19 protein-coding genes are annotated in these 26,398 nt (G+C 47.5%); 16 read left to right on the forward strand and 3 right to left on the reverse strand.

The window, feature by feature from the left end; translation table 11 throughout:
• Positions 1-14: 14 nt before the first annotated feature.
• The 16 genes from NT073_RS22945 to NT073_RS23020 all read left to right on the forward strand — a co-directional run bounded on the left by NT073_RS22945 (position 15) and on the right by NT073_RS23020 (position 21,677).
• The gene (locus NT073_RS22945) at positions 15-1,202 is read left to right on the forward strand and encodes a sugar transferase (RefSeq protein WP_297378193.1); all 1,188 of its coding nucleotides are present in this window, start codon (positions 15-17) and stop codon (positions 1,200-1,202) included.
• A gap of 83 nt (positions 1,203-1,285) precedes the next feature.
• The gene (locus NT073_RS22950) at positions 1,286-2,176 is read left to right on the forward strand and encodes a glycosyltransferase family 2 protein (RefSeq protein WP_297378196.1); all 891 of its coding nucleotides are present in this window, start codon (positions 1,286-1,288) and stop codon (positions 2,174-2,176) included.
• Complete coding sequence (locus NT073_RS22955; RefSeq protein WP_297378199.1) at positions 2,173-3,363, forward strand: glycosyltransferase family 2 protein; 1,191 nt, start codon at positions 2,173-2,175, stop codon at positions 3,361-3,363. Before NT073_RS22950 ends, NT073_RS22955 begins: the two co-directional genes overlap by 4 nt.
• A gap of 40 nt (positions 3,364-3,403) precedes the next feature.
• The gene (locus NT073_RS22960) at positions 3,404-4,627 is read left to right on the forward strand and encodes a glycosyltransferase (RefSeq protein WP_297378204.1); all 1,224 of its coding nucleotides are present in this window, start codon (positions 3,404-3,406) and stop codon (positions 4,625-4,627) included.
• A gap of 36 nt (positions 4,628-4,663) precedes the next feature.
• Positions 4,664-5,302, forward strand: a complete 639-nt coding sequence (locus NT073_RS22965) for an acyltransferase (RefSeq protein WP_297378206.1) — start codon at positions 4,664-4,666, stop codon at positions 5,300-5,302.
• A gap of 35 nt (positions 5,303-5,337) precedes the next feature.
• Positions 5,338-5,892, forward strand: coding sequence for a PKD domain-containing protein (locus NT073_RS22970; RefSeq protein WP_297378209.1), 555 nt, complete (start codon positions 5,338-5,340; stop codon positions 5,890-5,892).
• 48 nt (positions 5,893-5,940) lie between these two features.
• Positions 5,941-6,720, forward strand: coding sequence for a TolC family protein (locus NT073_RS22975; RefSeq protein ID WP_297378212.1), 780 nt, complete (start codon positions 5,941-5,943; stop codon positions 6,718-6,720).
• 69 nt (positions 6,721-6,789) lie between these two features.
• The gene (locus NT073_RS22980; RefSeq protein ID WP_297378214.1) at positions 6,790-8,997 is read left to right on the forward strand and encodes a hypothetical protein; all 2,208 of its coding nucleotides are present in this window, start codon (positions 6,790-6,792) and stop codon (positions 8,995-8,997) included.
• Positions 8,998-9,000: 3 nt separating this feature from the next.
• Entirely contained in the window at positions 9,001-10,386 is a 1,386-nt protein-coding gene (locus NT073_RS22985; protein ID WP_297378217.1) for a lipopolysaccharide biosynthesis protein, read from the forward strand.
• Positions 10,349-11,833 carry an O-antigen ligase family protein gene (locus tag NT073_RS22990; RefSeq protein ID WP_297378219.1) on the forward strand — a complete coding sequence of 495 codons (1,485 nt, stop codon included), beginning with the start codon at positions 10,349-10,351 and terminating at the stop codon, positions 11,831-11,833. Before NT073_RS22985 ends, NT073_RS22990 begins: the two co-directional genes overlap by 38 nt.
• A gap of 132 nt (positions 11,834-11,965) precedes the next feature.
• Positions 11,966-13,159 (forward strand): glycosyltransferase, encoded by a 1,194-nt coding sequence (locus NT073_RS22995; RefSeq protein WP_297378221.1) that lies wholly within the window; start codon positions 11,966-11,968, stop codon positions 13,157-13,159.
• A gap of 322 nt (positions 13,160-13,481) precedes the next feature.
• On the forward strand, positions 13,482-14,693 hold the full coding sequence (locus tag NT073_RS23000) for a glycosyltransferase family 2 protein (RefSeq protein ID WP_297378223.1): 1,212 nt from the start codon (positions 13,482-13,484) through the stop codon (positions 14,691-14,693).
• Between the two features lie 37 nt (positions 14,694-14,730).
• On the forward strand, positions 14,731-16,158 hold the full coding sequence (locus NT073_RS23005; RefSeq protein WP_297378226.1) for an MBOAT family O-acyltransferase: 1,428 nt from the start codon (positions 14,731-14,733) through the stop codon (positions 16,156-16,158).
• Between the two features lie 52 nt (positions 16,159-16,210).
• Positions 16,211-17,086 (forward strand): hypothetical protein, encoded by an 876-nt coding sequence (locus NT073_RS23010; protein WP_297378229.1) that lies wholly within the window; start codon positions 16,211-16,213, stop codon positions 17,084-17,086.
• Between the two features lie 108 nt (positions 17,087-17,194).
• On the forward strand, positions 17,195-19,663 hold the full coding sequence (locus NT073_RS23015) for a gliding motility-associated C-terminal domain-containing protein (protein ID WP_297378233.1): 2,469 nt from the start codon (positions 17,195-17,197) through the stop codon (positions 19,661-19,663).
• A 409-nt stretch (positions 19,664-20,072) separates the two neighbouring features.
• The gene (locus NT073_RS23020) at positions 20,073-21,677 is read left to right on the forward strand and encodes a right-handed parallel beta-helix repeat-containing protein (RefSeq protein ID WP_297378236.1); all 1,605 of its coding nucleotides are present in this window, start codon (positions 20,073-20,075) and stop codon (positions 21,675-21,677) included.
• A gap of 212 nt (positions 21,678-21,889) precedes the next feature.
• On the opposite strand, the gene cas5b is transcribed toward NT073_RS23020, so the two are convergent.
• The 3 genes from cas5b to NT073_RS23035 form a co-directional block, all read right to left on the reverse strand.
• A complete protein-coding gene (gene cas5b / locus NT073_RS23025; protein WP_297378239.1) occupies positions 21,890-22,723 on the reverse strand; it encodes a type I-B CRISPR-associated protein Cas5b in 834 nt (277 codons plus the stop codon).
• A 2-nt stretch (positions 22,724-22,725) separates the two neighbouring features.
• Positions 22,726-23,649, reverse strand: coding sequence for a type I CRISPR-associated protein Cas7 (locus NT073_RS23030; protein ID WP_297378242.1), 924 nt, complete (start codon positions 23,647-23,649; stop codon positions 22,726-22,728).
• A 63-nt stretch (positions 23,650-23,712) separates the two neighbouring features.
• The gene (locus NT073_RS23035) at positions 23,713-25,602 is read right to left on the reverse strand and encodes a hypothetical protein (protein ID WP_297378245.1); all 1,890 of its coding nucleotides are present in this window, start codon (positions 25,600-25,602) and stop codon (positions 23,713-23,715) included.
• Positions 25,603-26,398 lie beyond the last annotated feature (796 nt).

A 26,398-nucleotide genomic window follows, 5' to 3' on the forward strand; every position in this document is an offset into this window, starting at 1 on the left:
TTACCACCATTGCAATGAAAACGTACGGAATTTCGCTAACGAAGAGTAAGTTCCTGATCGTTTACCTGGATTCAGATACGGCCATTCCGGCTTCTTTTATTGAAACATTCAGTCCACAAGCAACCATTATCTGCTTCAACAGTGCAGAAATGGCCTGGGGCTGGATTCAAGTCGGCAACCGTGCAGATTTGGTAATCGCCAATGTTGACGTGAGCGGACTTTCAGTATTAGAAAAGCTACGCTCATCGAAAATTGTGCCCGCACCACCAGTTATTCTGATCACTAAAACAATAACGTCGCAACTTCAGGAGAAAGCTCGTCGGCTAACAGCCCTGGATGTATTTTCTATCGTATCAGACATTGACAAGCTCACCATGCGGGTCGACTACCTGATTCAGAAAGAAGCGTATCTGCATTCTGCCGCCCGCTGGGAAAATGTAGACCTGCCCGAGCTGAAAATACCGATCTGGAAGCGGCTACTGGACGTAACTGTCTCGCTGGCCGTTCTTATTATGCTATCACCCATTTTGCTGGTAGCAGCAATTCTGGTATACATTGACCATCCCGGCCCAGTTCTTTACAGCTCAAAACGAGTGGGTAAAAACTACAAGGTTTTTGATATGTACAAGTTCCGCAGTATGCGCCCCAACGCCGACAAGCTGCTGGCCGACATGTCGGCCCACAATATCTACGGCACGGTAGAAGCTTCGCCAACCGATAATACACGGTGCGAAAACTGCATTCGGGCGGGCATTCCGTGTCAGCAGCCACTTTTTCTGAAAGAAAAGATGATCTGCGAGCGGGAATACGTCAACGCCAAGAAAGCAAAGGCCATGTTCAGCAAGTTTCGGAATGACCCCCGGGTTACACGGATCGGCAGTTTTTTGCGCAACAGTAGTATTGACGAACTCCCTCAGCTGTTTAATATTCTGCGGGGTGATATGTCGCTGGTGGGCAATCGTCCATTACCGATCTACGAAGCCGAACGGCTCACCACATCCGGCCACGTACAGCGCTTTGCGGCACCCGCCGGGTTAACGGGCCTCTGGCAGGTTACCAAACGAGGAAAATCAAAGGGGGTAATGTCAGACCAGGAACGCATCCAGCTCGATATTCAGTACGCAGAGAAGTTTTCATTCAGAACGGATATGACCATTATGCTGCGCACCGTAACGGCCGTATTCCAACAGGAGAACGTATAACCAAATCTTTGCTGCCCCTGCGGCTTTTCTACACCAACCTGCTCTTTTCGTCGAAAACGCAGAGCACGAATCTGCCAGACATTATGCAACCTTTAGTATCCATAATTACTGTTAACTACGATCAGCCCGAGGTGACCAGCCAGTTGCTCAGGTCGCTCCAGAAGATTGACTACCCCAATACAGAAGTGTTCGTGGTTGATAATGGTAGTCCTAATCGGGGTATCGACTCGCTAGTCAGTGAATTTCCAGATACACACTTCATAAAAAGCGCGAAAAATCTGGGGTTTGCCGGTGGCAACAATCTGGCAATAGAACATTGCAAAGGAAAGTATCTGCTCTTTCTGAACAATGATACAGAAGTCGCACCCGATTTTTTACAGCCGCTGGTCGACTGCCTGGAAACGCAGCCTAACGCGGGCATGGCCAGTCCTAAAATAAAGTTCTTTCACGAAGAAAATATGATCCAGTATGCAGGTTCGGGTAAAATGAACCCCTATACAGGACGTAGCTTTTTTGTAGGGAACCGGCAGGTCGACAAGGGACAGTTTGACACAACCCAACTAACTCCTTTCATCCACGGGGCAGCCATGCTGATCTCCCGTAAAGTACTGCAAACCAGCGGACTGATGGATGATGAATTCTTTCTTTATTATGAAGAATTCGACTGGTGTGCCCGTGCCCAGCGCGACGGATTTACAACCTGGTACGTAGCCGAATCCGTAGTCTGGCATAAAGAGTCTGTATCAACGGGCAAGTACAGCCCTTTAAAGCTGTATTACCTGACCCGTAACCGGCTGTATTTCATGCGCCGAAACTTTCCTCTCGCTCAAAAATTAATGTTTCTCAGCTTCTTCACGCTGGTTTCAGTCCCCAAAAACTCACTCTCATTTCTATTGACTCGTCGCTTCGATTACCTGAATGCATTTTGGAGCGGCCTGCTATGGAATATCACCCGGAAATCCTCTTTGTTATGAATATTGCCCTTAGCTTATTAACTCTGCTTTTCTTTTTGACGGCTGTCGAAACGATATACCTGTTCGTCTTCACAATGGCCGGCCGGTTCGGACACCTGCAAGCCCCTCCGGCAAACCCAAATCCTGTCGCCAAGCGGATGGCCGTGCTAATTCCAGCCTATAAGGAAGATGCCGTTATTACCGACACGGCCGAACAGGCACTCAAACAGGATTATCCACGTGATGCCTACGATGTTATTGTCATTGCCGATTCACTTCAGCAAGACACGCTCGATAAACTGGCCGCCCTGCCTATTACGGTTGTTGAGGTAAGTTTTGATGTTTCGACGAAAGCCAAGGCGCTGAATGCGACCATGAGTAAGCTCAGTGCCGCCTACGATGTGGCCGTCATTCTGGACGCCGACAATGTGATGGCCACCAACTTCCTGACCCATATCAATACCGCTTTCAACGGTGGCTGGAAAGCGGTACAAGGCCACCGGGTAGCCAAAAACACCAACACCAGCGTGGCTATTCTGGATGCCGTAAGTGAAGAGATCAACACCTACATACTCCGTCTTGGCCACCGGGCACTGGGGCTGTCGGGTAGTTTGATGGGCTCCGGTATGGCGTTTGACTATACTTTATTCAAGCAGTATATGGGTCAGATTAACACTACGGGCGGCTTCGATAAAGAACTGGAAATGCGGCTCATCCACGATCACCACCGGATCGACTACATTGATGAGGCCTTGTGTTATGACGAGAAAGTACAAAGCGGGGCTGTATTTGAACGGCAACGGGCCCGGTGGATTGCCGCTCAGCTTAAGTACCTGCGCCGTAACCTGCCCTCGGGTATTGTTCAGTTACTGAAAGGCAATGTGGATTACTTCGATAAGGTTTTCCAAACCATGTTTTTACCCCGGGTAATTCTGCTGGGCTTCCTCACCATTGGTACGGGTGCAGCGCTTGTCTTGCGGGATTCCACCCTGCTGATGCTCGCGGGAGGGCAACTCCTGGTTCTCCTGTTTACCTTTTACATCGCCACGCCGAATGAGCTTCTGGCCCTGATCACCTGGAAAGAAATAAGCCAGATTCCCGGTTTATTCTTCCGCTTTTTACGGTCGATAACCCGCTTGGGCGAAGCAAGCAAGAAGTTTATCAATACCCCCCATTCAACCACAAGTACAGCTATAAACGAAGGGTGAGCAACGAGTCATTTGCTTCACGTTCAATATTTTTTTACTCATGCAAGACAGGAATTTCATCATTTGTATAAGTCAAACATCCTGGGAAGGAGTCTTCCAGAAGACGATCGTTCAACTCATGACCGAGCTGGCCCCCCGGCATCGGGTCCTGTTTGTTGACTATCAATACACCTTAAAAGACTGGATCATGGGATTGCTGGGACGTGTACAAGTTCCTCTCCTGGAGGCTGTCCGGCTGAAAAACCCCCTCAATCGCAAGACCCTGGCCAACGGTGCTCAGCTCTATCTGTGGACGCCCCCCGTCAGTCTGCCCGTCAACTGGATGCCTGACCGGTGGCACGACCGGGTTATGAAGTGGAACGCCAACCGGATGCTCAGAAGCCTGCGTAAAGTGATCCCCCTGATTGACAACCAGCCCCCGCTGGTCGTTAACGCCTTCAACCCTGTTTGGGGACTGCCCATGCTGGGAAAGCTCAACGAAAAGGCCACCATCTATTACTGCTTCGACGAGATCACGATCGAATCGTGGATTGCCCGTCATGGTGGCCGTTGTGAGAAGGAATATCTGCCCAAGGTTGATGCCGTCGTGACCACCTCCGTGACCCTGCGCTCGGCCAAAAGCCAGCTTCAGCCCAGGGCTTTCTGTGTGAAAAACGGCGCCAACTATGACCTCTTCAGCCAGGCCCGCGAGCTGGCCCTGACCACCGACCGTAGCCGCCCGATCGTGGGCTACCTGGGCACAGCCGACAACCGCATCAACCTCGATCTGGTGGAATACTGCCTGCAGGCCCTGCCCCAGGTGACCTTCCAGTTCATTGGCCGCATCACCGACGAGATCGTTACCCAGCGGCTGAGTAAGTATCCTAACTTAGAGTTCATCAAACCCGTACCACCCGCCGAGCTGGTGCCCCTGATGGCCCGTCTGCATGTAGGTATCATCCCTTTCAACTGTAGTGAGCACACGTATACGATCTATCCTTTAAAGATCAACGAGTACTTGGCTGCGGGCATCCCCGTCGTCTCTACACGATTCTCCATCCTGGATGATTTCGATGAGGTGGTTGACTTTGTCAATGAACCGGCGGCATTTGTTGAGGCCCTTAAGAAGTCACTGGCGGGTGTGAGCGACGAGCGGGTTGAGGAGTTTATTGAAACGGCGGCCTCCAACTCGTGGGTACATCGGGCCGAAGAGTTTGAAGACATCATGCAACAGGTGTTCAATGCAAAATTATCCGGACATGTTACGCCTGTCGGGCAGGATTAACCCCTCTTTGGCGAAGGCAATAGTAAGCTACAAATTATGAAACCACTCCACATCATAAAGCAGAACATCGCTCTCAAACGTTTTGTCCACTACCTACTTATCCCGAGGGGGCAGGCCAGGCCCCGTCGTTGGGTAAGCTGGTTCGTCAACCCGATTGTGCATGACCGGCACCGTACCTCCATAATACGCAGTACAGCGCGGCTCGATGTACTGCCTTTCCGGGTATTCGAGTTAGGCATCCAGTCGACGGTTGAAGATTACAGCGTGATAAATAATGGCGTAGGTGATATACGCATTGGTGATTTCTGCCGAATCGGCATAGGGTCGGTTGTCATTGGCCCGGTCAGCATCGGAGCCCATGTCATTCTGGCTCAACACGTTGTAATGTCGGGATTGAATCACGGATACGAAGACATTAAGACGCCCATCCGTTTACAGCCCGTCACGACCCAACCCATTATTGTGGAAGATGAATGCTGGATTGGCGCCAATTCGGTGATTACAGCAGGGGTTAAGATTGGAAAGCACTCCGTGGTGGCCGGAGGCAGTGTGGTGACCAAAGATGTGCCTCCTTATTGTATTGTAGCGGGTAATCCGGCACGAATAATAAAGCAGTACGATTTCAGCCAGAATGAATGGGTGAAAGTGGAAAGCGTCAGAAAAATACCAGCCTAATCAACTACTTAAGCGCCCGATGGGCACACAATGACATGAAAAAACTTCTATTCATTCTATTAATCGCCGTCACAGGTTGTCAGCAAAAATTACCTCCGCCAGAAGTGGATTTCACCAGCGTCGATGATGGAAAAGGGTTCATTCAGTTTACGACCACATCCATGAACGCAACAAGTTATACGTGGGATTTTGGAGACAAAGGGGTAACCAGTAAAGAGAAGAATGCCAACCACGCCTACAGTGCAAACGGGGTTTATCAAGTTAAACTGGACGCAACGGGCCCCTGGGGCACTACCACCGTTACCAAGCCGGTGCCGGTAACGGGTGTGCGTGGTTCCATTATGTTCTGGATGCCCAAAGGGTCCAATAGTGTAGAAGTCTTTGTCCGGGATGTACGGATTGGAAGCGTCTTCAACTTTTTCCCTAATGGCGTCACGTACTGCGGCACAGTGGGGTGCGCATTGGCGAATAACCTTCCCGAAGGAGACCATCCGTTTACGGCTCGTGAAACGGGAAGTACCGAAATCAAATGGAGCGGTGTCGTTAGTGTAGTGGGTGGTCAGTGTATAAAAAAAGCATTGACGTATTAAATGAAAGGTTTCCGAATTTCTCAAACCAGCAGTCGAAAAAACAATCCGATGAAAATTTCACTACCCTTCGCCTATCCTGTATGGATAGGACTTCTATTTCTTAGTTTAGGCAACAGCCTCACCCTCTTTGCTCAACAAACCAAGGCTAAAAGTGAGATAGTCGTCAATGACACGGCTTATTTCGACTTAAACAGAGACATCACCGAGCAGCTGATTCCGTTCGAAGAAATCTATCAGATTGCGTTGCAATACTCCCCCATGATGAAGGTGCAGGGAGCTATGGCCAACAGTAAACTGGAAGCCTTCCGCTACTCCAAAGTAGTTGCGCTGGATAATATCTATCCGTACGTGAACTACGCACAGGGAAGTCAAACTCTCCTGGCCACGGGCAGTAATCCAACCGATGCCTTTCAGTTGAGCAATGGTACCCGGTGGGGCTTTAATGTACAGGTGCCCTTATCCACACTGTTCGGCCGACACAACCTCGTTCAGCAGGCCAAAGCGGAGTACCAGGTTACCCAACACCAGAAATCGGTAGTAGCCCTTTCCCTGAAACGCGAACTTATCCATATCTATCAGGACCTACTGGTTGCCCAGCGTGTTATGAACGCCCGCCTGCGCGACGAGCAGGTAGCGTTGACCACTTATCGGGTCACGGAGGTTGAGCTACAACAAGGCAAGGCCCAACCAGCCCAATTGTCGCAGATCAGCACCATTTATACGCAGGCCAAATCGTATGCAGAGCGTGCACGGGGCGACTTCATGATTAACTACTATGATCTTGAAGCACTTATTGGCACCCCACTACGGACGTTGATGGTCAAATAGCACCGATCCACCAATGCCTTGAGAGATTACTCACTTCTATAACCGTTCAAACCAGTCAGTCATCCGTTTATGAACTCTCAACTTATCAATCGCCTTCTAAGACAAAATATCTTCTGGCTGATATTAATGCCGGTCATTGCTGCCGGTACAGCTTACTATTTCACGCGTAGTCTGCCTCGTGTTTACGAATCAACCGCCACTCTTTATACAGGCCTTACCTCTGGCTATTCGATACTATCGAACGAATCGAACGCACGCGTTGACCACGAAGCGGTAGACAATGCCTTCGAGAACCTGCTCTCGACCATCTCCTCCCGCGAAACAATGGCCCAGGTATCTATCCGGCTCCTGAGCCGTCACCTGATGCTGGAATCGCCCGATTCGATGGTTATGGACAACCGCAATTTTAAAGAACTGCACAAAGCCGTTCCGGAAGCGCTGCGTGCCACCCTGGTTGCCAGCCGAAACGAGCAAATTATTTATCGTCGCATCGACAGCATGGCGCATACGATAAGCGACAACCCGATTAAAAAACTGCTGAATAACCCCACATCAGATTATTCAACGGCCAGGATTGCCAAACAACTGAAAGCCATCCGGAAGAAAGACAGCGATATGCTCGAACTGTCTTTTCAAGCCGACGATGCCGCGTTGACGTATGCGACACTGACGGAGCTGATCGACGTGTTCAGCAACCGGTATGCAGGCTTCAAAACATCCGAAACAAGCCCGGTTGTCAGCTATTACAATAACCGTAATCAGGAAGCCATTCAAAAACTGCAACAGGCTGAGCAACGGCTGAAGGCATTTGAGGAAAACAACCAGATTATCAACTACGACGAAGAAAGCCGCAGTATTGCCTTAAACAAAGATGCACTGCAGGGTCAATACAACGAAGAATTGATGAAATTAAAGGCAGCAAAAGCCTCGATGGATGCACTCGGCAAACGCCTTGACGACCGGATGAACGCATTATCGGTAAACGACGAGCTGCTAACCAAACGCCAGGAACTCACCACAGCAACCAGCCAGTTATCACAAGCCCGAATGGCTGGCCGACCCAAAGAAACGATTGACCAGCTTTTGGGGAAAGTTAACCGGCTTACCGACGATCTGAGAGTAACGGCTCAAAAATATTATAAAGCCGGCAACTCCACCGAGTCGATTCCCCAAATGCACCTGCTGGACGAATGGCTCAACCGGGTCATTCTCTACGAAGAATCCAAAGCGCGGCTGGCCACCTATGAGAAACGCCTGATCGATTTTAAAGATATGGCCGCTAAGTTCACCCCCCTGGGATCAACCCTTACCCAGATTAAGCGTGATGTTAGTGTAGCTGAGAAAGATTATCTGGCTACCATGGCGGCTCTGAGCCAGGCTAAAACCCGTCAGAAAAATGCGGAAATGACCGGCCCGCTCAAATTGCTCGATGCGCCCCAGTTTCCACTGCATCCACTACCCTCCAAGCGTTGGATGATTCTCGGCGCTGCCTTTGGCGTTGGGCTGGTGCTGGCGCTGGTGCTGCTCCTGATTCGTTACCTCATAGATGGACGTATTTATGACGCAACCCGTTTTGAAGAAGTAACCAAACTGCCGGTTGCCGCATCGTTTCCCGCCGTTCCGGCACAGACCCGTAACAAGAAAACGCGCATCATGCTGCAATACATGCTGGATAATCTGCGCAGTAGAGCCGAAGTCGATATGAGTTCGATGCCCGATTACCGGCCTTATGTACTGATCTCCGTCTGGAGTACGCGGCCTAAACAGGGTAAAACCTGGCTGGCCAGCCAACTGGCCGAACAGTATGCAGTTGCCGGAAAACGTGTGGCCCTGCTTTCACCCTATACACTGAGCGAGGGAAGCCAACTGCCCGAGGAGGTTACCACCATCGCCTACGAAGTACGAAGTGATTTTGCTTACGCCAAAACCGTCGATCAGGTCGTTGGCAACCTGATGCCGTTCGATTCGCAGCAGTACGACATCATTTTGCTGGAACTACCTGACCTGAGCATCACACCCATTGCAACGCACCTGGTAGCCCAGAGCAATCTGCTACTGATGGTCGTAAATGCCCGGATCACCTGGAACAGTACTGACCAGAGTCTTTATCAGTTGTACCGGAAAGCCACCAAGGCCCCCATCCTGTCTGTTCTGAACTATGTTCACCCCAGCTTGATCAGAGTCAGTCCAATTGCCGATGCACCCGTAGTCGTTGCCACGGGTGTGCATCAACCCAGTGCATTACCAGCCCATCTACCCACCCAAGAAACTGTTTAACAAATGATTAACCGAACACTAAATGCTGTCCAGACAATACTGCGAAAAAACGCAGCCGTGTCTTTATTAGGCAACGGCACGGCTGCCATTATCTCGCTCACCACAACGGGTCTGCTGGCGCGTTGGATGCCTCGTGAAGCATTTGGTACCTGGGTACTTTTTTTGGTTACCTATACATTGTTTGATACGCTTCGGTCCGGCTTGCTGCTCAACGGAATGATTCAGTACACGGCCGACCTGCGCACGGAGACCGCCACATTTGAATCGAGTCTGAAACGATGGGAAGGGGCTGTCTGGCAGCTTGGCCTGCTCATGACGATGGTTGTGGGGCCCTTCCTGATTGGCTTGACCTACTATTTTCCCATGATCAGCGACTGGGTTGGCAACTCCGAAACAGCCGTTTGGTTCTGGATCATCAGCCTGGTATCACTACCTGCCAACATTGCCACCTGGTTTCTGCACGCCCGGTCGCAGTTTAGACCGTTGCAATGGATACGGGTGCTTACTCAACTGGTATTTCTGTTGCTTATCATTGGGTGTTATCAATTCCAGCTGTTTCCGGGCAATAGCCTGTATGGTTTGTTTGCCGTTGCCAACGGAGCTATCAGCCTTTGGTCCCTGTTTATTGGGTGGAGCCGGTGGCGCTCCATTCCGGCGGGCAGAACTGCCGAACGGAACGCACTTTTTCACTTTGGCAAGTATACCATTGGTACGCTCGTCGGCTCCAATTTACAACGCAGTGCAGACACCCTGCTGCTGGGTGCCATACTGGGTCCGGAAGCGGTAGCGCTGTACGCTATTCCACAACGACTTACTCAACTCCTCGATATGCCGGTACGCAGTGTCGTCGTAACAGCTATGCCACGGCTGGTGAAGCTACAGCAGCAGGGAAAGTCGAGTGAGCTGGCCGCTTATTTTCAGCAAAGTGCGGGTCTGCTCTGGCTGGTTATGCTGCCTTTATCGATCGTCGGATTTGTGCTTGCCGAACCCCTGGTTACGCTGTTGGGTGGTGGACACTACCGCGATGGGGCCACATTAATGCGCTGTTTTATGCTGTATGGTGCCCTGCTTCCCCTCGACCGGTATTCCGGCGTTGGCCTCGATGCCATCGGCAAACCGCAGTTCAACCTGGTTAAGGTACTGTTCATGCTCTGCATACAGGTAGGAGGTGCTTTGGTAGCCCTGCTCGTATTCAGATCAACCACGGCGCTGGCCGGTGTTTCAATTGTCACTTTTGCCATGGGTATGCTGCTGGGTTTTCGCCTGCTGAAGCGCCATGTTCCTATCTCATTAACTGGTTGTATACAAACTGGGTGGACCGAGCTGGTCGGCCTGATTACCCGATTTCGTCATGAATGGATACGTTCAACAGTTAAAAATTTCCGTTGACCGCCAGACCGTCCTATTTGCCTTTTTAGGGGCATTAGTGGCGCTGGGCACCGGATTAATTATTGCCGAGCGAGAATTAAAGGGAGCCGCTATCATCCTGCTGATTCCCATGGCGCTGGCAGTGGTGTTCATTTGTTTGTATAGACCTAAATTAGGTTTGTTCATTTATCTACAATACGCTTTTATCGTTAACGGCATACAGCGCTTCAGTCCGGTCGTAGCGCCGTATGGGCTGCTGGCCGATGGACTGCTGTTATTGCTGCTGGTTGGTGTTGTAATTAACTACAAACAGTTCGACTGGAAAAACCTGCATAATCCGGCATTCTATTTGATTCTTCTCTGGACGCTATACACCTTTCTACAATTATTCAATACGGAGTTACCCGTGCTGGGAGCCTGGTTTTTTGCCGTACGTGCCGAGTCCCTGTACTGGTTCCAGCTAACTATTCTGGGGATGGTGTTGATTCGAACAAAAAAAGACATCGACACTATATTCACCATCTGGCTGATCTGGTCGGTGGTAGCGGCAATCTGGGCATTCAGACAACGCTACATCGGTCTGACAGCTGGCGAACAACAGTGGCTTGATGCGGGAGCCAGCGTAACACACGTTTTGTTTGGCCAGCTACGCTGCTTTTCATTCTACTCGGATGCCGGGCAGTTCGGGGCAGAAATGGCCTACGCTACGCTGCTCTGCATAATACGGGTACTGGATGAGCGTGTATTGCGAATCAAGCTTCTGTATCTGGGAATTGGCCTGATCGTGTTTTGGGGCTTTGCCGTATCGGGTACACGGGGGGCTTTATTCGTTATCCTGGCCGGTCTGCCCGTGTATATTATTTTACGGCGCAACTTCGCGATTCTCATTATTGGTGTCCTGATTGGCGGCTCTTTGTTCGGCATGTTAAAGTACACCTCCATAGGGAGCAGCTTATATGAGATTGAACGGATGCGCACCGCACTAGACCCCGATAACGACTCCTTCCAGGTTCGGTTGGATAATCAGAAAAAACTGGTGGACTATCTGGCAACACGCCCTTTTGGCGGTGGTATTGGCAGCTCCGGAGACTGGGCCCGCCGATTTACGCCTAATAGCTTTCTGGCCTCAACACCCCCTGACAGCTGGTATGTGAAAATCTGGATTGAAAACGGTATCGTGGGCATTGTCCTACACCTGGGCATGCTGCTGTTCTTTCTGGCTCTGGGCATTTATAACACAACAAGGTCCGAACTGGCAACCTATGCCCCTGATCTGAAGCTTCTGCTGCTTTCGCTTATCTGTGGCTACGCAGGCATATTAGTTGCCTGTTATGGTAATCCAATCTTTGGTCAGTTTCCTACTAATTCAATTATGTCGATCACTATTGTCCTGCTGTGTTCGACTCATGTGAATAGAGCTTACATAGAAGAGGGAAAGAAACAGGTGCTTCAAACCCAGGTAGTGTGATCAACGGGCTGCTGTGGTTTTCACGAACCATTTACCCAGTTCATTCACCCCTATCGGGCCACCCGTCTACAGTACCTGTTCTACCTTTTAATTAGGTTGCATGACATTTACCACACTCGTATCGAATTTTATATGAATGCTATTTTTAACCTGTTTGCTATACTCATTGGCGGATATACAGTGGTTAACACCCTGAACCTTCTGCTATGGTCGGTGGGTGGACTTTTTGGCCATGCCGACGATGTTTCCATTGACTCGCCCCCTAAAACATTCCGGCGCATTCTGGTATTGATTCCGGCGTATAAGGAAGACACGGTAATCATTGACTCAGTTAAAGCTAACCTGCAGCAAACCTACCCGAGCGACCTATACGACCTGGTCGTTATTGCCGACTCCTTTAAAGCGCATACAATCAGTGAGCTGAAGCAGTTACCAATTAAAGTAGTGGAGGTATCGTTTGCGGTATCGTCGGTCAGCAAAGCATTGAATGCCGCGCTAATGCACTTCCCCGTTGGTAGTTACGACATTGCCGTAGTGGCTGATGCGGATAACCACATGGCTCCCGATTTCCTGACGCGCATCAATGCCGCTTTCGACAAAGGCTGGCGAGTGGTTCAGGGGCATCGAATTGCGAAGAATCTGAACACCAGCGTAGCCATTCTTGATGCCATCAGCGAAGAAGTGAACAACCACATCTTTCGGAAAGGCCATCGGGCATTTGGCTTCTCCTCTACCCTGATCGGGTCGGGAATGGCGTTCGAGCTGCCTATCCTGAAAAAGAACCTGAGTCAGATCCAAACCATTGGCGGATACGATAAAGATCTGGAAATGAGAATATTACAGAGTAAAATACCGATCGGCTATCTGGAGAATGCATTTATCTTCGATGAGAAAGTGCAAACTTCAGGAATGTTTGAACGCCAGCGTACACGTTGGGTAGAATCACAGATTAATCAGGCGCGGTTGCACCTGGCACAGGGCTTAAGAGAGGGCGTAAACCAAAACTTCGATTACGTCGAAAAAGCGATCCAGACACTCGCTTTACCGCGGATTCTGCTCCTGGGCACAATTACCTTTAGCCTTATAATCAGCCTGTTGCTGCATAAGACCTGGTTTGCCGAACTAATGGGTGTTCAGCTACTACTTTTTCTGATTACCCTAGCCATTGCCTTGCCCGCTTATTTACGAAGACTCATTGGAATCAATGAGTTACTGATGGTGCCGGTATTGTTCTTTCGCTTCGTTCGGTCGGTTATCAATTTCCGTCAGGCGAGAGGGCGTTTTTTACACACAACCCATGGGACTGACTCTGAGGTTATTGTTTAACGCTATATGGTAAACGTTTACTTTCGAAGGCGTGTCGTGTTACCGTCGACACTGGCGGTAACACGACACGAGTTACGGCTGGTACGCCTGCGGTCAGTCTAGCATAGCCTGACTGGCGCTTAGTGAATTAGCCAGTCAGGTTATAATTGCCCCAATGACACCCTTAGTCGATATAAAAAGCCTAGTTCAAAACCTACTATCCCGGCGAATAGCGTATGCCCCGATCTTAGGTTATAGCCTGTTCGCCCTGGTAAAATGGCAGGTGTAGCAACCCTTTCATGCCGCCAGGCGAACAACTTTATTAATCCCTCAAAACCAGACTATGAAACTACTGATTGAATTGTCCCTGCTATTGATGTTGCTGGCCGTATTCTACACCTACCTGGGATACGGACTTATAATATACCTGATTGTCAGGCTGCGTAATCTTATGGGCAAGAAACGCCCTACACCGAACGATAGCTCATTTGTGCCCGACGTTATGCTCGTTGTACCCGCTTATAACGAACGGGATTGTATCGACGAAAAAGTCAATAATTCGCTGGCGCTCGACTACCCGTCCGACAAACTGCACATTCTTTTCGTAACGGAGGGCTCAACAGACGGTACAACAGAACTGGTTGAGCAGTATGCGGCCACTAACCCGCGCGTTCATGTTATGGGCGGCCGTCAACGACTGGGTAAGATTGAAGCCGTTAATCAGGCTATGCATGGGATCAAATCGCCTTTTGTCATCTTTACCGATGCGAACACAACGCTCAATTCAGCCTCTATCAAGCACATAATCCGGCACTTTGCCGACCCCAATGTTGGGGCTGTAGCGGGCGAAAAACGAATCCAGCTTTTAAGCAGCGAAGCCGCCGTTGGGTCTGGCGAAGGGCTCTACTGGAAGTATGAGTCGTTTTTGAAACGCCTGGACACCGAACTTTACAGTGTAGTGGGTGCCGCCGGCGAATTGTTTGCCATACGCACAGAGTTGTACGAACAGGTTGAAAAAGATACCCTGCTCGATGATTTTGTGATTTCACTGCGAATTGCCGAACGAGGTTATCGGGTGGTTTATGAGCCGGATGCCTATGCGCTGGAACGGCCTTCTTTTTCAGTCGGCGACGAGAAAAAGAGGAAAGTACGTATTGCGGCTGGTGGCTTTCAGGCTATCTCCCGTCTGCAGCCTCTGCTGAATATATTCCGCTACGGCTGGCTGTCTTTCCAGTACACATCCCACCGGGTTATGCGCTGGGCGATAGCCCCGTTTTGCCTGCCGCTTATTATTGTTCTCAATGGTTTGCTGCTCGCCCTGCCGGGTAATGGGCTGTTCACCGACACGGTCTATCAGGGCTTATTCGTGGCTCAGTTTGGGTTTTACTCAGCCGCACTTCTGGGATACTATCTGGAAGACCGGCAGATACGAGTCAAGATGCTATTTGTCCCTTATTACTTCTCCTTCATGAACGGTTGTGCCCTGTTAGGCTATGTTCGCTACCGACGCGGCAACGACAACGGCATCTGGGAGAAAGTCCGCCGAGCGGCCTAGTAGCACTCCGTGACCCTTCACACTCAATCGTACTACAATGGTTTTTAATAGCTTAACGTTTCTGGTATTTATTACGTTTTTCCTGCTGGTTTATTTCTCACTGGAAGGCAGGGGCCGGCTGTGGGTTTGCTTACTAGGCAGCTATTTGTTCTATGGCTGGTGGGACTGGCGTTTTCTGGGGCTCATTGGCTTTACTACCCTTATGGATTACACCCTGGGGATTCTGATGGCAAGCTCAGACAACGAGCGTTTTCGAAAACGGCTGATTTATTTCAGTGTGACGGCCAATCTCCTCTTTCTTGGGTTTTTCAAGTATTTCAACTTTTTCGCCGACTCATTACGCCAATTGATACAGGCGTTTGGGTTTCACCCCAGCGATACGACACTGACAATTCTCTTGCCGATTGGCATTTCATTTTACACGTTCCAGTCCATGAGTTACACGGTCGACATTTACCGCCGTGAAATTGAACCCGAACGCGACCTGGTTCGCTTTGCCGCTTTCGTTTCTCTGTTTCCGCAACTGGTGGCCGGGCCTATTGTGCGGGCAAAGGACTTTCTGCCCCAGTTCAAATCCGATAAGCGCTGGGATTGGGATCGGTTTATGTCGGGACTCACGCGGGTGTTGTGGGGTTTTTTTAAAAAGGTAGCCATTGCCGACTCGCTGGCTCCGTTTGTTGAGCAGTGTTTCTCATTACCAGCCACGTTATCGTCTTCACACGTTCTGCTGGGCATCATTTTCTATTCATTCCAGATCTACTGCGATTTTTCGGGCTACTCCGACATTGCCATTGGTCTGGCCCGCATTCTTGGGTTTACGTTCATCGAAAACTTCCGAACGCCTTATTTCTCCCGGAGCTTTACCGAGTTCTGGACACGATGGCACATCTCCCTGTCATCCTGGCTGCGTGATTATCTGTACATTCCGTTGGGTGGCAACCGGGGCGGTAAACTCAAAACGTACCGAAACATGATGCTCACCATGCTGATCGGCGGGCTCTGGCATGGCGCCAACTGGACCTTCCTTTTCTGGGGATTCCTGCATGGCTCCTACCAGGTCATCCAACGTCTGATCCAGCCCTTTGGCCGTCGGCTTTATCAGGTGTTGCACTTGCCCGTAGTGGTTCGACAGGGCCTGGATATACTGCTTGTTTATAGCCTGACCTGTTTTGCCTGGATCTACTTCCGCAGTCCAACATTCGCCATTGCCGATCAGGTAATCCATACTGTGCTTTCCTTCGAAAACTTCAACTGGGCCAGTGTGATCAACAAGTTTGTTGCCATAAAAGGGATACTGCTGATTGCCATTTTACTGACCGTGGAGATTACGAACTTTCGGCTGCACTATGCCCAGCTGCTAATCCGTCGTCCGGTACTGAGGCTCGTTGCCTACGCGTGTATCTTCTGGATTATTGCCCTGATGGGCACTTTCGGCGCGAACTCGTTCATTTACTTCCAGTTCTGACCAGCGTTATGTAAACGTAAAACTCATTGTATCATTTAAAATTTCTCTTTTCATGAAACACGCACTCTGGCTTATTACACTCGTCGTTTTTACGTTACTCGGCGACCGATTAGGCGGATCTTTACTTAATCGATTTGTCAATAACAGTCAGTTTCGCTATTCGCGTCTGTACAAAGGCGAAGCAAAAGCGCAGATTGCCTTTTTGGGCAACTCACGTGGGTTGTCGTTCTGTGAACCTTATGTTCAACAGATTACCGGCCGCACAAGCTTCAACCTGAGTTACAACGCCATGCCCATGGATTTAGGATATACCCTCTTTCGGGATTATCTGGAACGGAACCCCGCTCCAAAAAAACTGATCATTGAGGTATCCATGTGTGGCCTGCCAAACAAAGAGCTTATTCTCATATTTGGTTGCTACGCCCCTTTTTCCAAGAGTTTATCAGATCTTATTACGGCGCATGATGCAAAGATTGGTATCGCAGGCCAGTTGATTAACCTTATTCGCTATAACGGCGAAGTATTTCAGCGCACGCTCTATTACTTAAATCGTTCTGATGATAACTGGCTGGCTAACCGCACTATTTCGCCGGGTATGATTGAGGGATTAGCGTTACAGAAACCGTATCGGTTTGCTTTTGCCTCAGAAGACATTTTACTGAATCTGGTAAAAACGGTAAAGCTGGCTCAGCAAAAGGGGATTGAAGTGAAATTAGTTCTTAATCCTTATCTGCCCGCTTTCGCTAAGGATAAGATCAAACAGCTTCAGCCCTGGAAAGACAAAATAACAGCCGCTACCGGTCTGCCAGTAGCCGATTACTCAAGCGCTATTCAGGGTAATGAGTTCTTTACCGACTACCAGCACCTTAACTTAAACGGCAGCCTCAAATACCTCTCTCTTTTAAAGAAAGATGCTGTTTTTGAGTAGGCGAATTCAAAACGTCTTTACTCGTTCATCCGAACGGATCAACCGGGTGCTGTGACCAGAGTCGCCTAAGCCAGTGAATATCGACCGTCATCTTAAGTCAAGACATTAATGAAATTTGTTAATTTCTCTACCGAAGATAAGGCTTTCATCCATTGGTGGCCGGCATCGCTGGCTTTACTATGTGCTTGCATTTCGCGATCACGGAAAAATTACCTGACTGCGGCTATAATTCTGTTGCTACCCGCGTTTACGTTTGCGACCCACATTGTTGGCGGGCAGCTTGAGATGGTAGCGATCAACAGTACAGTAGGTCATTTTCGACTGAAGATGACCTACTACTATAACGAAGCCCAAACGGCTAACCTGCCGCAAGCCAGCAGCGACGTCGCCATTTTCAGGAAATCGGATGGGCAGAAAATGGCGGAGTTTACCCTCTTAAACAGCACCACGACCAACCGCCCTGCCGTTGCATTCATCAATCCAAGCTGTGCGTTAAGCAACAACCTCCGTATCAGTCAGGTAATCTACCAGGCCGACATTCAGCTCGACGTAAATACGTACAGTGACCCGCTGGGCTACTACATGATCCAGCAAAATTGTTGCCGTAACGCCAACATTGCCAACATTAACAGTCCGCAAACAACACCTTTCCTCTTTTATCTGGAGTTTCCGGCCCTCCAGCGGTCTGGTCAGGCATTTATCAACTCGTCGCCCGTTTTCCAGCCACTCGTTGGTGATTATATATGTGTGGGTAGTCCGTTCACGTTCTCTACTGTTGCCACAGATGCAGATGGCGATGAGCTTCGTTATTCGCTGGTTTCTCCGTTGGCCGGAACGTTTATTACCAGTACAAGCACGGCGGTTGTTAAACCGGCTCCCTATCCTGAAGTGAGCTGGCGCACCGGCTTCGGGCCGCAGCAGGCCATACCCGGCAACCCACCGCTATCGATCGATGCACGAACCGGTATTCTGTCAGTCAAAGCCAGCCAAACAGGTCTTTATGTGTTTTCCATTCGGGTCGAAGAGTTTCGGAAGGGGATAAAAATAGGAGAAATTCGCCGTGACCTTCAGTTGCTGGTTCTGGACTGTCCGACGGCGTCTTTACCAACCCCAGCCATACGCATTCAAAACCGTCCCATCAACACGACAGTAGCCAATTTGTGCACGGGCAAAACAATTCAACTGGAAACAACCGATAATCCCGCCTGGACGTACCAGTGGAGCAGGAACAGCGTACCCATCACTGGCGCTAACACCGCCCGGCTAATGGCCTCCGAACCAGGAGACTATACTGTTACTATTTCACTGGCTTCCGGATGCAGCCAACGGGTAAGTTCAGAAAAAGTGATTCTGAACGATGCATCGGTAGTAGCGGCACTCACGCGCACAGGCCCTGCGGCTATTTGCAAAAGCGGAGGTACTGTTCCGCTAACGGCCCCGGCTGGCTATACATACCGTTGGCTGCGAAATGGGACCGAACTAGGCAACGAGACAGGAGAAACCCTGACAGCAACCCAAACCGGACAATACAGTGCACAACTGTACGACGCTGACCAGGGATGTATTATCGGCACCGACACGATAACCGTAAACCAGCGACCCGACCCTGTGATTACGCTAACGTCGGCCTCGTCCACAACCCTCATCTGTCCGGGCGACTCCCTGTTGCTGCTGGCCAGTGGAGCAAGCAGTTATCAGTGGCAGGTGGATGGCCAGGCGATTGCCTCAACCAATAAGGCATCGTTTTATGTCAGGGGCCCTGGCGAAATCACCGTTACCGGAAAAGATACAGCAGGCTGCGAAGCCACCTCCCCTCCGCTCCTGATCGGGCAATCGACCAAACCGGTCATCACGTTCGACTCCATTCCTCCAGTTTGTGGTACCGATGGTCCACTTATCGCCCTCAAAGCCAGTCCGGCAGGCGGGCTATTTTCGGGCAAAGGGGTAACTGGCAATCAGTTTAGCCCCAAAACGGCTGGCATCGGCAAACATGAGTTAACGTACACCGTTCAAAATTCGGCCAGTTCCTGCGCCACGGGTCTCATTCAGCGGCAGGTCGATGTAATTTCACCGCCCACCGTTGGCTTACCAACCGAAATAACCGTCTACAAAGGCGGCAATGTTGATTTAGAACCCATTTTAACGGGCCAACCCGTACGCTTCTCCTGGGAACCGGGCACATATTTATCCGCTACTGATCAACCTTATGTGCAGGCGCTTGCGCCACAGGAAGAAATTCAATATACCCTGACAGCAACCGACAGTACAGGTTGCCAGGGCTCAGGCACTGTGCAGGTAAAGCTGATCAAGCCTATCTGGATACCGGATGCGTTCAGCCCGAATGGTGATGGCCTGAATGATACCTGGCAATTGATAGGTATCGACGATTACCCTAAGGCACAACTTACAGTTTTTAACCGCTGGGGAAACATCGTTTACCATACAGAAAACGGATATAGTCAAGTTTTCGACGGAACGTATACAGGTACGTTACTTCCAACTGGGACTTATACTTACATTCTGCGCCCTTCGTCTTCTTCTCCCCCCTTAAAAGGGAATGTATTAATCCTGCGCTAGCCTCACTTACAGATGACATCCGAGATGTCATAATGCGACCACTTGGTTACTCTTTGTAAATGAAATAAGTAATTTATAGCGTTAATGACCTTCAAATAAATTTTTTTTGATAGCATCAACTTAAGGGCATTATTAGCAGATTTAGTATACATTAGTTTAATTATAATTTATTTAATACAAAAACTCACAGAATAATTATATTTATTATATAAATTATATACATATAACCCTAGTTTGATTACAAAAAAACCCTATACATTTGCTTTATATCTATCCTATAGCTACAAAAATCACCAAACTATTAACTTATTATATTATAAATTACAGAATAAAGTAATTAATAATATACTCCATTAGTCCACATTCTTAATCCAGTTTAAATCCATAATTAGTGTAAAACGTAACAAATATGAAGTTTGTACTAACGTCGATTTTATTTGTAATTTCTCTCACCTACACAGTTGCCCAGAATTGCGATTGTGACATTACCATCTCAAAAGCAGCCATGTATGATGGCGATGCACTGGACTATAAACCTGGCCAGACCATTTGTATTAAAGCTGGTAACTACCCTTATCTCTACTTTAAAAACATAGTAGGAAAAAGCAACAAACCCATTACGATCATTAACTGCGGTGGGCTCGTTACTGTCGGCGCATCGACCGGCACCAACGGTATCCAGTTTTATGACAGCAAGTACGTCAAGCTTACCGGCTCGGGCGACAGTCGATTTAAGTATGGCTTCAAGCTCACCAAGACTCCCAGCGGAGCATCGGGCATTAACGTAACAAGCTTTAGCTCCGACTTCGAAATTGAACAGGTTGAGGTATCGGGCACCGGATTTGCCGGCATCATGATCAAGATGGACCCGACCTGCGATCCGGCCACCTGGCGGGGCAATTTTTCGATGTACAACATCAAGATACACGACAACTACGTACACGATACCTACGGTGAGGGGATGTACATTGGCAATTCGTTCTGGAATAGCGGCATCACCAAGACCTGCGATGGCGTGAGCAAAGTAGTTTATCCGCACAACATTTATGGCCTGGCCATTTACAACAACCTGGTCGAGCGCACCGGTGCCGAAGGCATACAGTATGGCTGTGCACCAGAGTATCGGGTATATAACAATGTAGTTAGAAACACCGGTATCTCTCCATTTGCAACCTACCAGAACAATGGCATCCAGGCATCGGGGGGCGTGTCTGGCCGCCTATACAATAACGTCGTACAGAATGTAAGTGGCAACGGTATTATAATTCTTGGCCATACAGGGACGAATATTGTTTATAATAACCTGGTCACAAATATTGGAGGGATAGGTGTCTTTTGTGACAATCGGCCCGGAACTCCGGCTGGTAACAGCATCATATTCGCGAATAATACACTGGTTAACTGCAGACAGGAAGGATTTGCGCTGTATAACAAGCTGGACAAAAGCACACTGGCCAACAATGCGGTAATTCAGACGGGGTCGGGTAAATTATTGAATACGCTATCCGGAGTTCAGGTAACGCAGACGGCCAATTATTACGAAGCGACATTAAGTTCAGCCAAATCGAACAGACTATTCGATGATAATTATAAGCCGGTATCTGGATCTCCGCTAATTGACAAAGGTATCAATAACGGCTACTGGGGTATTAAGCAGGATCTCGATGGCAAAGGCCGCCCAAAAGGAAAGAGTATTGATATTGGCGCTTATGAATTTGAATCAGGTGATGGTGGCCGACTGGGCGCTGACGGTGTAGAAGCGGGCGTTCGGGAGGTGTTATCATTTCCTTCGCCCTGTATCAACGAAGTGTTTCTTAAGCTGACTGGTTATGAACTGACCATTTCTAAAGTGACTATTTACACCATAGATGGCAAGCCGGTTATGAGCGTGGCCCCTGCTACTCTAAGCGATGAAGTCCGGTTAGAAACGGAGTCTCTGGCAACGGGTGTCTATGTTTATCAAGTGGTCACTTCAGATCTTAAGGTATTACAGGGCCGGTTTGTGAAACAGTAAGCCAACACCAGCAAGACACACAATAAATAAAGTCTCAGGGGTTTAAGAAACGTATACGTTTCCTAAACCCCTGAGACTTTTTATTCCTGTATGGTACGATTAATAAAAGATAGCTACTGAGCATCCTTTCCAAAATTTCAATTCCTGTCTGGTACGATTAATGGGTAATTCCAAACTTACCGAAAAAACCCGTATAAATTCAATATAATAGATCACATAAGCTGTACATACGAATTCGTTTGATTGAGCCGGTATAAATTTGCCAATTGAGTGGGCGCTTTAATTGGATAGTCCGTGAACGCGAAGTTCACCAGATCATACTGAAACAACTCTTCATTGAAACCGGCCGGTAATCGTTCAAAATAGATATAACTACCTTTCTGATGCGACATATCAATTAAATCAAGTTGGTCGCTTTCACTTGCCATTGACTTTCGGTCAGTCTTCAGACGCTTGTCAAATAGTGTTACCAGTTCAAAAGACTGGGTTGGCCTTGTTCTGTCAACCTCGTATTCATTTACATTATCCCACCAGGCCGTAAACTCATTTTTCCCTAGATAAGGCATAAACTCGGCTTCATGCTGTCTTATACGAGCAGCTAATCGAGACTGCAGGTCGTCGGCCGGATCGAGAAGTACAAAAACCCGGTATGCAGGACATCTCAGAGTGTTTTCATGCACGATAAGAGTTCCATCGGCATTAGCATAACCAACGGTATTCGTATAGGTGATTGCCACTTTCGTGAAGCTTCCGCGCTCATGATTAAGTGGCGCAATACCAACTAAAACCGACTTCAACAGTGTATAATACTGAGGCCATTGGCCTTTCTGCTGATGGCCTTTCAGACCGGCTATAGCACCCATAATACCCAACAGAGCAGGCTTATGAAGCATGTTATACGAATACTGAATCCCTTCGTTAACATCCGGTTTACGGAAAAAACCAAAGTCGGCCTGCAAATCAAAAGACAGTAATTCTTCCCTGCGCTTCTTTTGTAACGTCCTAGAAGACAATTGTTTTTCCGGCAATTCAATCATGGTTTTCATACTCATGGGTTCAACTCCAGGAGGACGGAACTACTGGGCGCACCGATCACCTCCGATACAGTAGGGTCGTAATAAAGCTCAATGGTTTCGATCTGTTTAGCCACCGAAGACCGTTCCAGTATTTCTGTGACCCTGGACAGATCAATTTTTCGATCTTCACCTATCCGAATCAGGTCAACAAAAGAGGGCAAAACCAGCATGGAGCCTGCCTTGAGTTGCACCCATAACATCAATTCGTTTTCTGTTCCCACTTTAGCTGCCGAATCGTAGAGAGTAGCCCCCTGCGTCAGGGCTTTTTTGACTCTGGCAATATCCTCTTCACTGATCGCTTTGCCGCCACATAATTCGACAAGATCGCTGCTGTTGTGCGGGTTTAACGAAAAACTATGTACATAGTGGCCCTCTTTCAACTTCGACTGCGTACCCAGTGAACTCATCGTAGACTCGGCACTGCTCACATTAGGATTCCGGAAAGGCGTCATGATCTGTTCAAAGTAGATAACACCTTCAACAAACCGATTAACACCATGGGTTACCTGCAAAGGCCCGTGAATTGACAAACTAGTTTTGCCGGCATACGTCCCACCAAACAGGCGAACATCCAGGCATTCGAATAGATTTCGGGCTACCGTTCGGCGCAACTGAGCATCTTTTTCCTTAGGATACGTCCCAAAATAATGTTCGTAACTTTCGTCCAGCGTTCTGGGCTGCAATTCCGAATTGAGCGTTTTCAGATAAAAAATTTTCTCACCGGGGTATGCCTTTTTAAAGTAATTCCGTATGGTATATTTCAAGGCTTTATCCGTAGCATAAATAGTCCCGTCCGGCAAAGTACGCGGCTGATGAGTGAAATCGGCATTGTAATTAGAGTTAACAGACTTTATAACGACACACCCGAAAACACGATTTGAAAAAAAGTTTCCCATAACAGGGTTTATAGTAAGAGACTATTAACTGGTGAAGCTGACCTATAAAAACTGATAGCTGCTTCAATTCTCGCGCGAAAAGAACGTCGGACTGAAGTACCCTGCAAGGATAAACACATATAGCTTTTTCAAATCGACCCGTTTATCAAAAGCCATCAACTCACGCATCAGATTAGCAACTCTGTTCCTTTTCAGATTAGCCGGGCGTTCTACTTCATGCTTATGCTTAAGAAATAAGCGCCCTATCTCCTGCTTGAAAAGTTCAACATCTGTTTTCTGAACAAAGGCTTCCAGAGCAGCGTGTGAATCGTCGGAAGAGTTACTCAAACTCATCAAATAATCAATTATCTGCCCCGAAACAAACGCAAACTCATATTCATCCTCGAGCGGAATACGTTTAAAACTATCCGCAATTAGCAGCGTCCTTTCCGTTAATGAATCAAGTTTATCTGGCATATATAATCCGTTAAAATTCTCATTATTGACATCAAAAAAATGATTGATGCTAAAAAGAATATTGAGTTTTTCTTTTAGTTGTTTATCTCTCCTGCATTTCAAATCATCTTGAAGTGTAGAGACAAGCATATGCCAGAAAGCAGGCCCCTTAATGGCATCACGCTTCGACTTAAACACAAAATCATAAATAGATTTCCTGTATGTCAATGCGCTAAGATACGTATAGGTAAGATGGTGAGAGTTAGACGTAGTAGAAACTATAAAATCTTCTGTTTTTAAATCACCAAGAATATTATCCGACTGTACATTCTTATGACTGATCAAGGGCATAAAAACGATATCTAACAGTTGAAACACGTTAGTCAGGCGAGGATATTTCTTTCGTTTCTTAGATGTTGTCAATACACCCGTTACATTTTTAATTTCCAGCCAGTTTCGCTTATTATATTCATCCCATATATAATAATCAAACCTACTGACGAAATCAAAATCCTTTATTTGCCCCTGTTGGTAGTATAAAAGGTAATAATTAGAAAGCCCAGTTGTAGAGCTCGTATAAAGCTCCGTTATAAGCTGCTCGTACGACTTACGCTGTGCAGGTGCCTTGCGTGCTTCTTCTTTAAAAAGGCTCAAGACTGTTCTGCGTAGCGCTGCGCCCGACTCTTCATCGGAAAACGTGAAGATGGGTAATGGCCTCGGCAAGATATTACGGTCGAGTATTTTCTGAGTTTCAAATATTGTTTCAGCAAATTCGTGCGTTACAGAACCATTAAATAGAAAGGTAGCCGTCTGGTGCTTCAGGAAAGGCTTCTCTTCATTGAATCCGTTTTTAAAATTGCTAACTCCAAGAGATTCTCCACGTACAGATGGCAGCTTACGGTTAAATAAATACGCTTTAAGGTAGGCAGAATACGCCTTTTTATAAATTGCCAATGGCAGATCAAGATGTAGTATTATGTGCGCGTCTTCACTAAGTTTGTCAAATCCATCAATGGTAGTAAGAAACCGTTCAAACGTAGTCCAGGAGTATAAATAATTCTGAAGCCAATCGGCATATTTATAAAACTCATAGTCGATCAATGTCTTGGCCTTTTTAAAATAACGCGGCACTCGCTCATTGATCTTTACTTTATCCTTTTCAATATATTTCGACCCGCCGGTCAATGACTTTTTTTTGGTGGCAAAGCAAAACGGTGAAACCGTTAATATCCCTTTTTGCGGCAGGTCGAAGCACTTTTGGTAGAATGGTTTTTTTTCAAAATCGAGCGTCCAGCTTACTTCCTGAATTTCTGCACACCGAATCAAAAAATCAGAAAGATTATCGGCTTGTTTCCGGCGGGTGTATATTTCATAATCAATGCCGGATAAACGCGCACCGGATGCACCATCAGCAAAATCAACCTTTACTAGTATATTCAGTCCTTCTTTAGGTTGTATACCAATTCGTTTAAACTCTGGATCAAGAACCTGAGCAAAACTGGAAAGTTCTTTAAGCATAATTAATTACATATTCAGCCAGGATAAAGAATGACTATTCAACAGGACACACCCTCCTTAATAGAATTAATTCGACGGTCAGCTATTGATCACATTCTTTTATAAACCCCGGCACATCCTAGTATCGTAGCCAATAAACAGGTGATATCCGGTTAAATAATAATTGGCAATAAATACCAAATTTTTCAATTCGCTTTATAGATCTACCAGCAATCAAAACCATAAATAACGACAGCTACCCGTTCGAAAAATAGTCTTTTTCTTCTTCTTACGACAGCTTAATAGACCGTTATATATAGCAATGATTTTAACGTTTATAAAAGGAGTTGATGTAATAAAACTTTATTTATCCTTAAATAAGATATAGTTCATTACCTAAAAACTAATTTAGGTTCAATATTAAACCCTGATGCATTTCACAACAATTATTCGTTGACTTATTTATCGTATAGTTTCTTTTTTCAACCAAAGGTAAACTTATAATATTTTGTAACTTTTATCTGTTTATCAAGGTAAGTTGTCATTTGTGCTTCACTTGTAACCAGATGAGCCAATTATATGGTAAGTGATATTAACATCACTTACCGGAAGGTATACTATAATATGTGCATATATATATAACAGTTAATCATTCTCCATACTTTTAACAGGGTAGTTCTCTGAAAACACCTTCTTAAAGTAGGTAACAAATTAACAAACTGTTACTAATTCTTAGCCGATATACCTTCAATTATGTTAACCGATAATCTTTTTGCAACTAACTCTGAAGAGGTATCTTACAGACTTACAGGGTATT

This window comes from Spirosoma sp., from assembly GCF_026391055.1.
Taxonomy (GTDB): domain Bacteria; phylum Bacteroidota; class Bacteroidia; order Cytophagales; family Spirosomataceae; genus Spirosoma.

Bases quoted from the DNA above. Each gene is read 5' to 3' on its own strand.
- NT073_RS22945 (WP_297378193.1), top strand. From the start codon at position 15: ATGAAAACGTACGGAATTTCGCTAACGAAGAGTAAGTTCCTGATCGTT.
- NT073_RS22950 (WP_297378196.1), top strand. From the start codon at position 1,286: ATGCAACCTTTAGTATCCATAATTACTGTTAACTACGATCAGCCCGAG.
- NT073_RS22955 (WP_297378199.1), top strand. From the start codon at position 2,173: ATGAATATTGCCCTTAGCTTATTAACTCTGCTTTTCTTTTTGACGGCT.
- NT073_RS22960 (WP_297378204.1), top strand. From the start codon at position 3,404: ATGCAAGACAGGAATTTCATCATTTGTATAAGTCAAACATCCTGGGAA.
- NT073_RS22965 (WP_297378206.1), top strand. From the start codon at position 4,664: ATGAAACCACTCCACATCATAAAGCAGAACATCGCTCTCAAACGTTTT.
- NT073_RS22970 (WP_297378209.1), top strand. From the start codon at position 5,338: ATGAAAAAACTTCTATTCATTCTATTAATCGCCGTCACAGGTTGTCAG.
- NT073_RS22975 (WP_297378212.1), top strand. From the start codon at position 5,941: ATGAAAATTTCACTACCCTTCGCCTATCCTGTATGGATAGGACTTCTA.
- NT073_RS22980 (WP_297378214.1), top strand. From the start codon at position 6,790: ATGAACTCTCAACTTATCAATCGCCTTCTAAGACAAAATATCTTCTGG.
- NT073_RS22985 (WP_297378217.1), top strand. From the start codon at position 9,001: ATGATTAACCGAACACTAAATGCTGTCCAGACAATACTGCGAAAAAAC.
- NT073_RS22990 (WP_297378219.1), top strand. From the start codon at position 10,349: ATGAATGGATACGTTCAACAGTTAAAAATTTCCGTTGACCGCCAGACC.
- NT073_RS22995 (WP_297378221.1), top strand. From the start codon at position 11,966: ATGAATGCTATTTTTAACCTGTTTGCTATACTCATTGGCGGATATACA.
- NT073_RS23000 (WP_297378223.1), top strand. From the start codon at position 13,482: ATGAAACTACTGATTGAATTGTCCCTGCTATTGATGTTGCTGGCCGTA.
- NT073_RS23005 (WP_297378226.1), top strand. From the start codon at position 14,731: ATGGTTTTTAATAGCTTAACGTTTCTGGTATTTATTACGTTTTTCCTG.
- NT073_RS23010 (WP_297378229.1), top strand. From the start codon at position 16,211: ATGAAACACGCACTCTGGCTTATTACACTCGTCGTTTTTACGTTACTC.
- NT073_RS23015 (WP_297378233.1), top strand. From the start codon at position 17,195: ATGAAATTTGTTAATTTCTCTACCGAAGATAAGGCTTTCATCCATTGG.
- NT073_RS23020 (WP_297378236.1), top strand. From the start codon at position 20,073: ATGAAGTTTGTACTAACGTCGATTTTATTTGTAATTTCTCTCACCTAC.
- cas5b (WP_297378239.1), bottom strand. From the start codon at position 22,723: ATGAAAACCATGATTGAATTGCCGGAAAAACAATTGTCTTCTAGGACG.
- NT073_RS23030 (WP_297378242.1), bottom strand. From the start codon at position 23,649: ATGGGAAACTTTTTTTCAAATCGTGTTTTCGGGTGTGTCGTTATAAAG.
- NT073_RS23035 (WP_297378245.1), bottom strand. From the start codon at position 25,602: ATGCTTAAAGAACTTTCCAGTTTTGCTCAGGTTCTTGATCCAGAGTTT.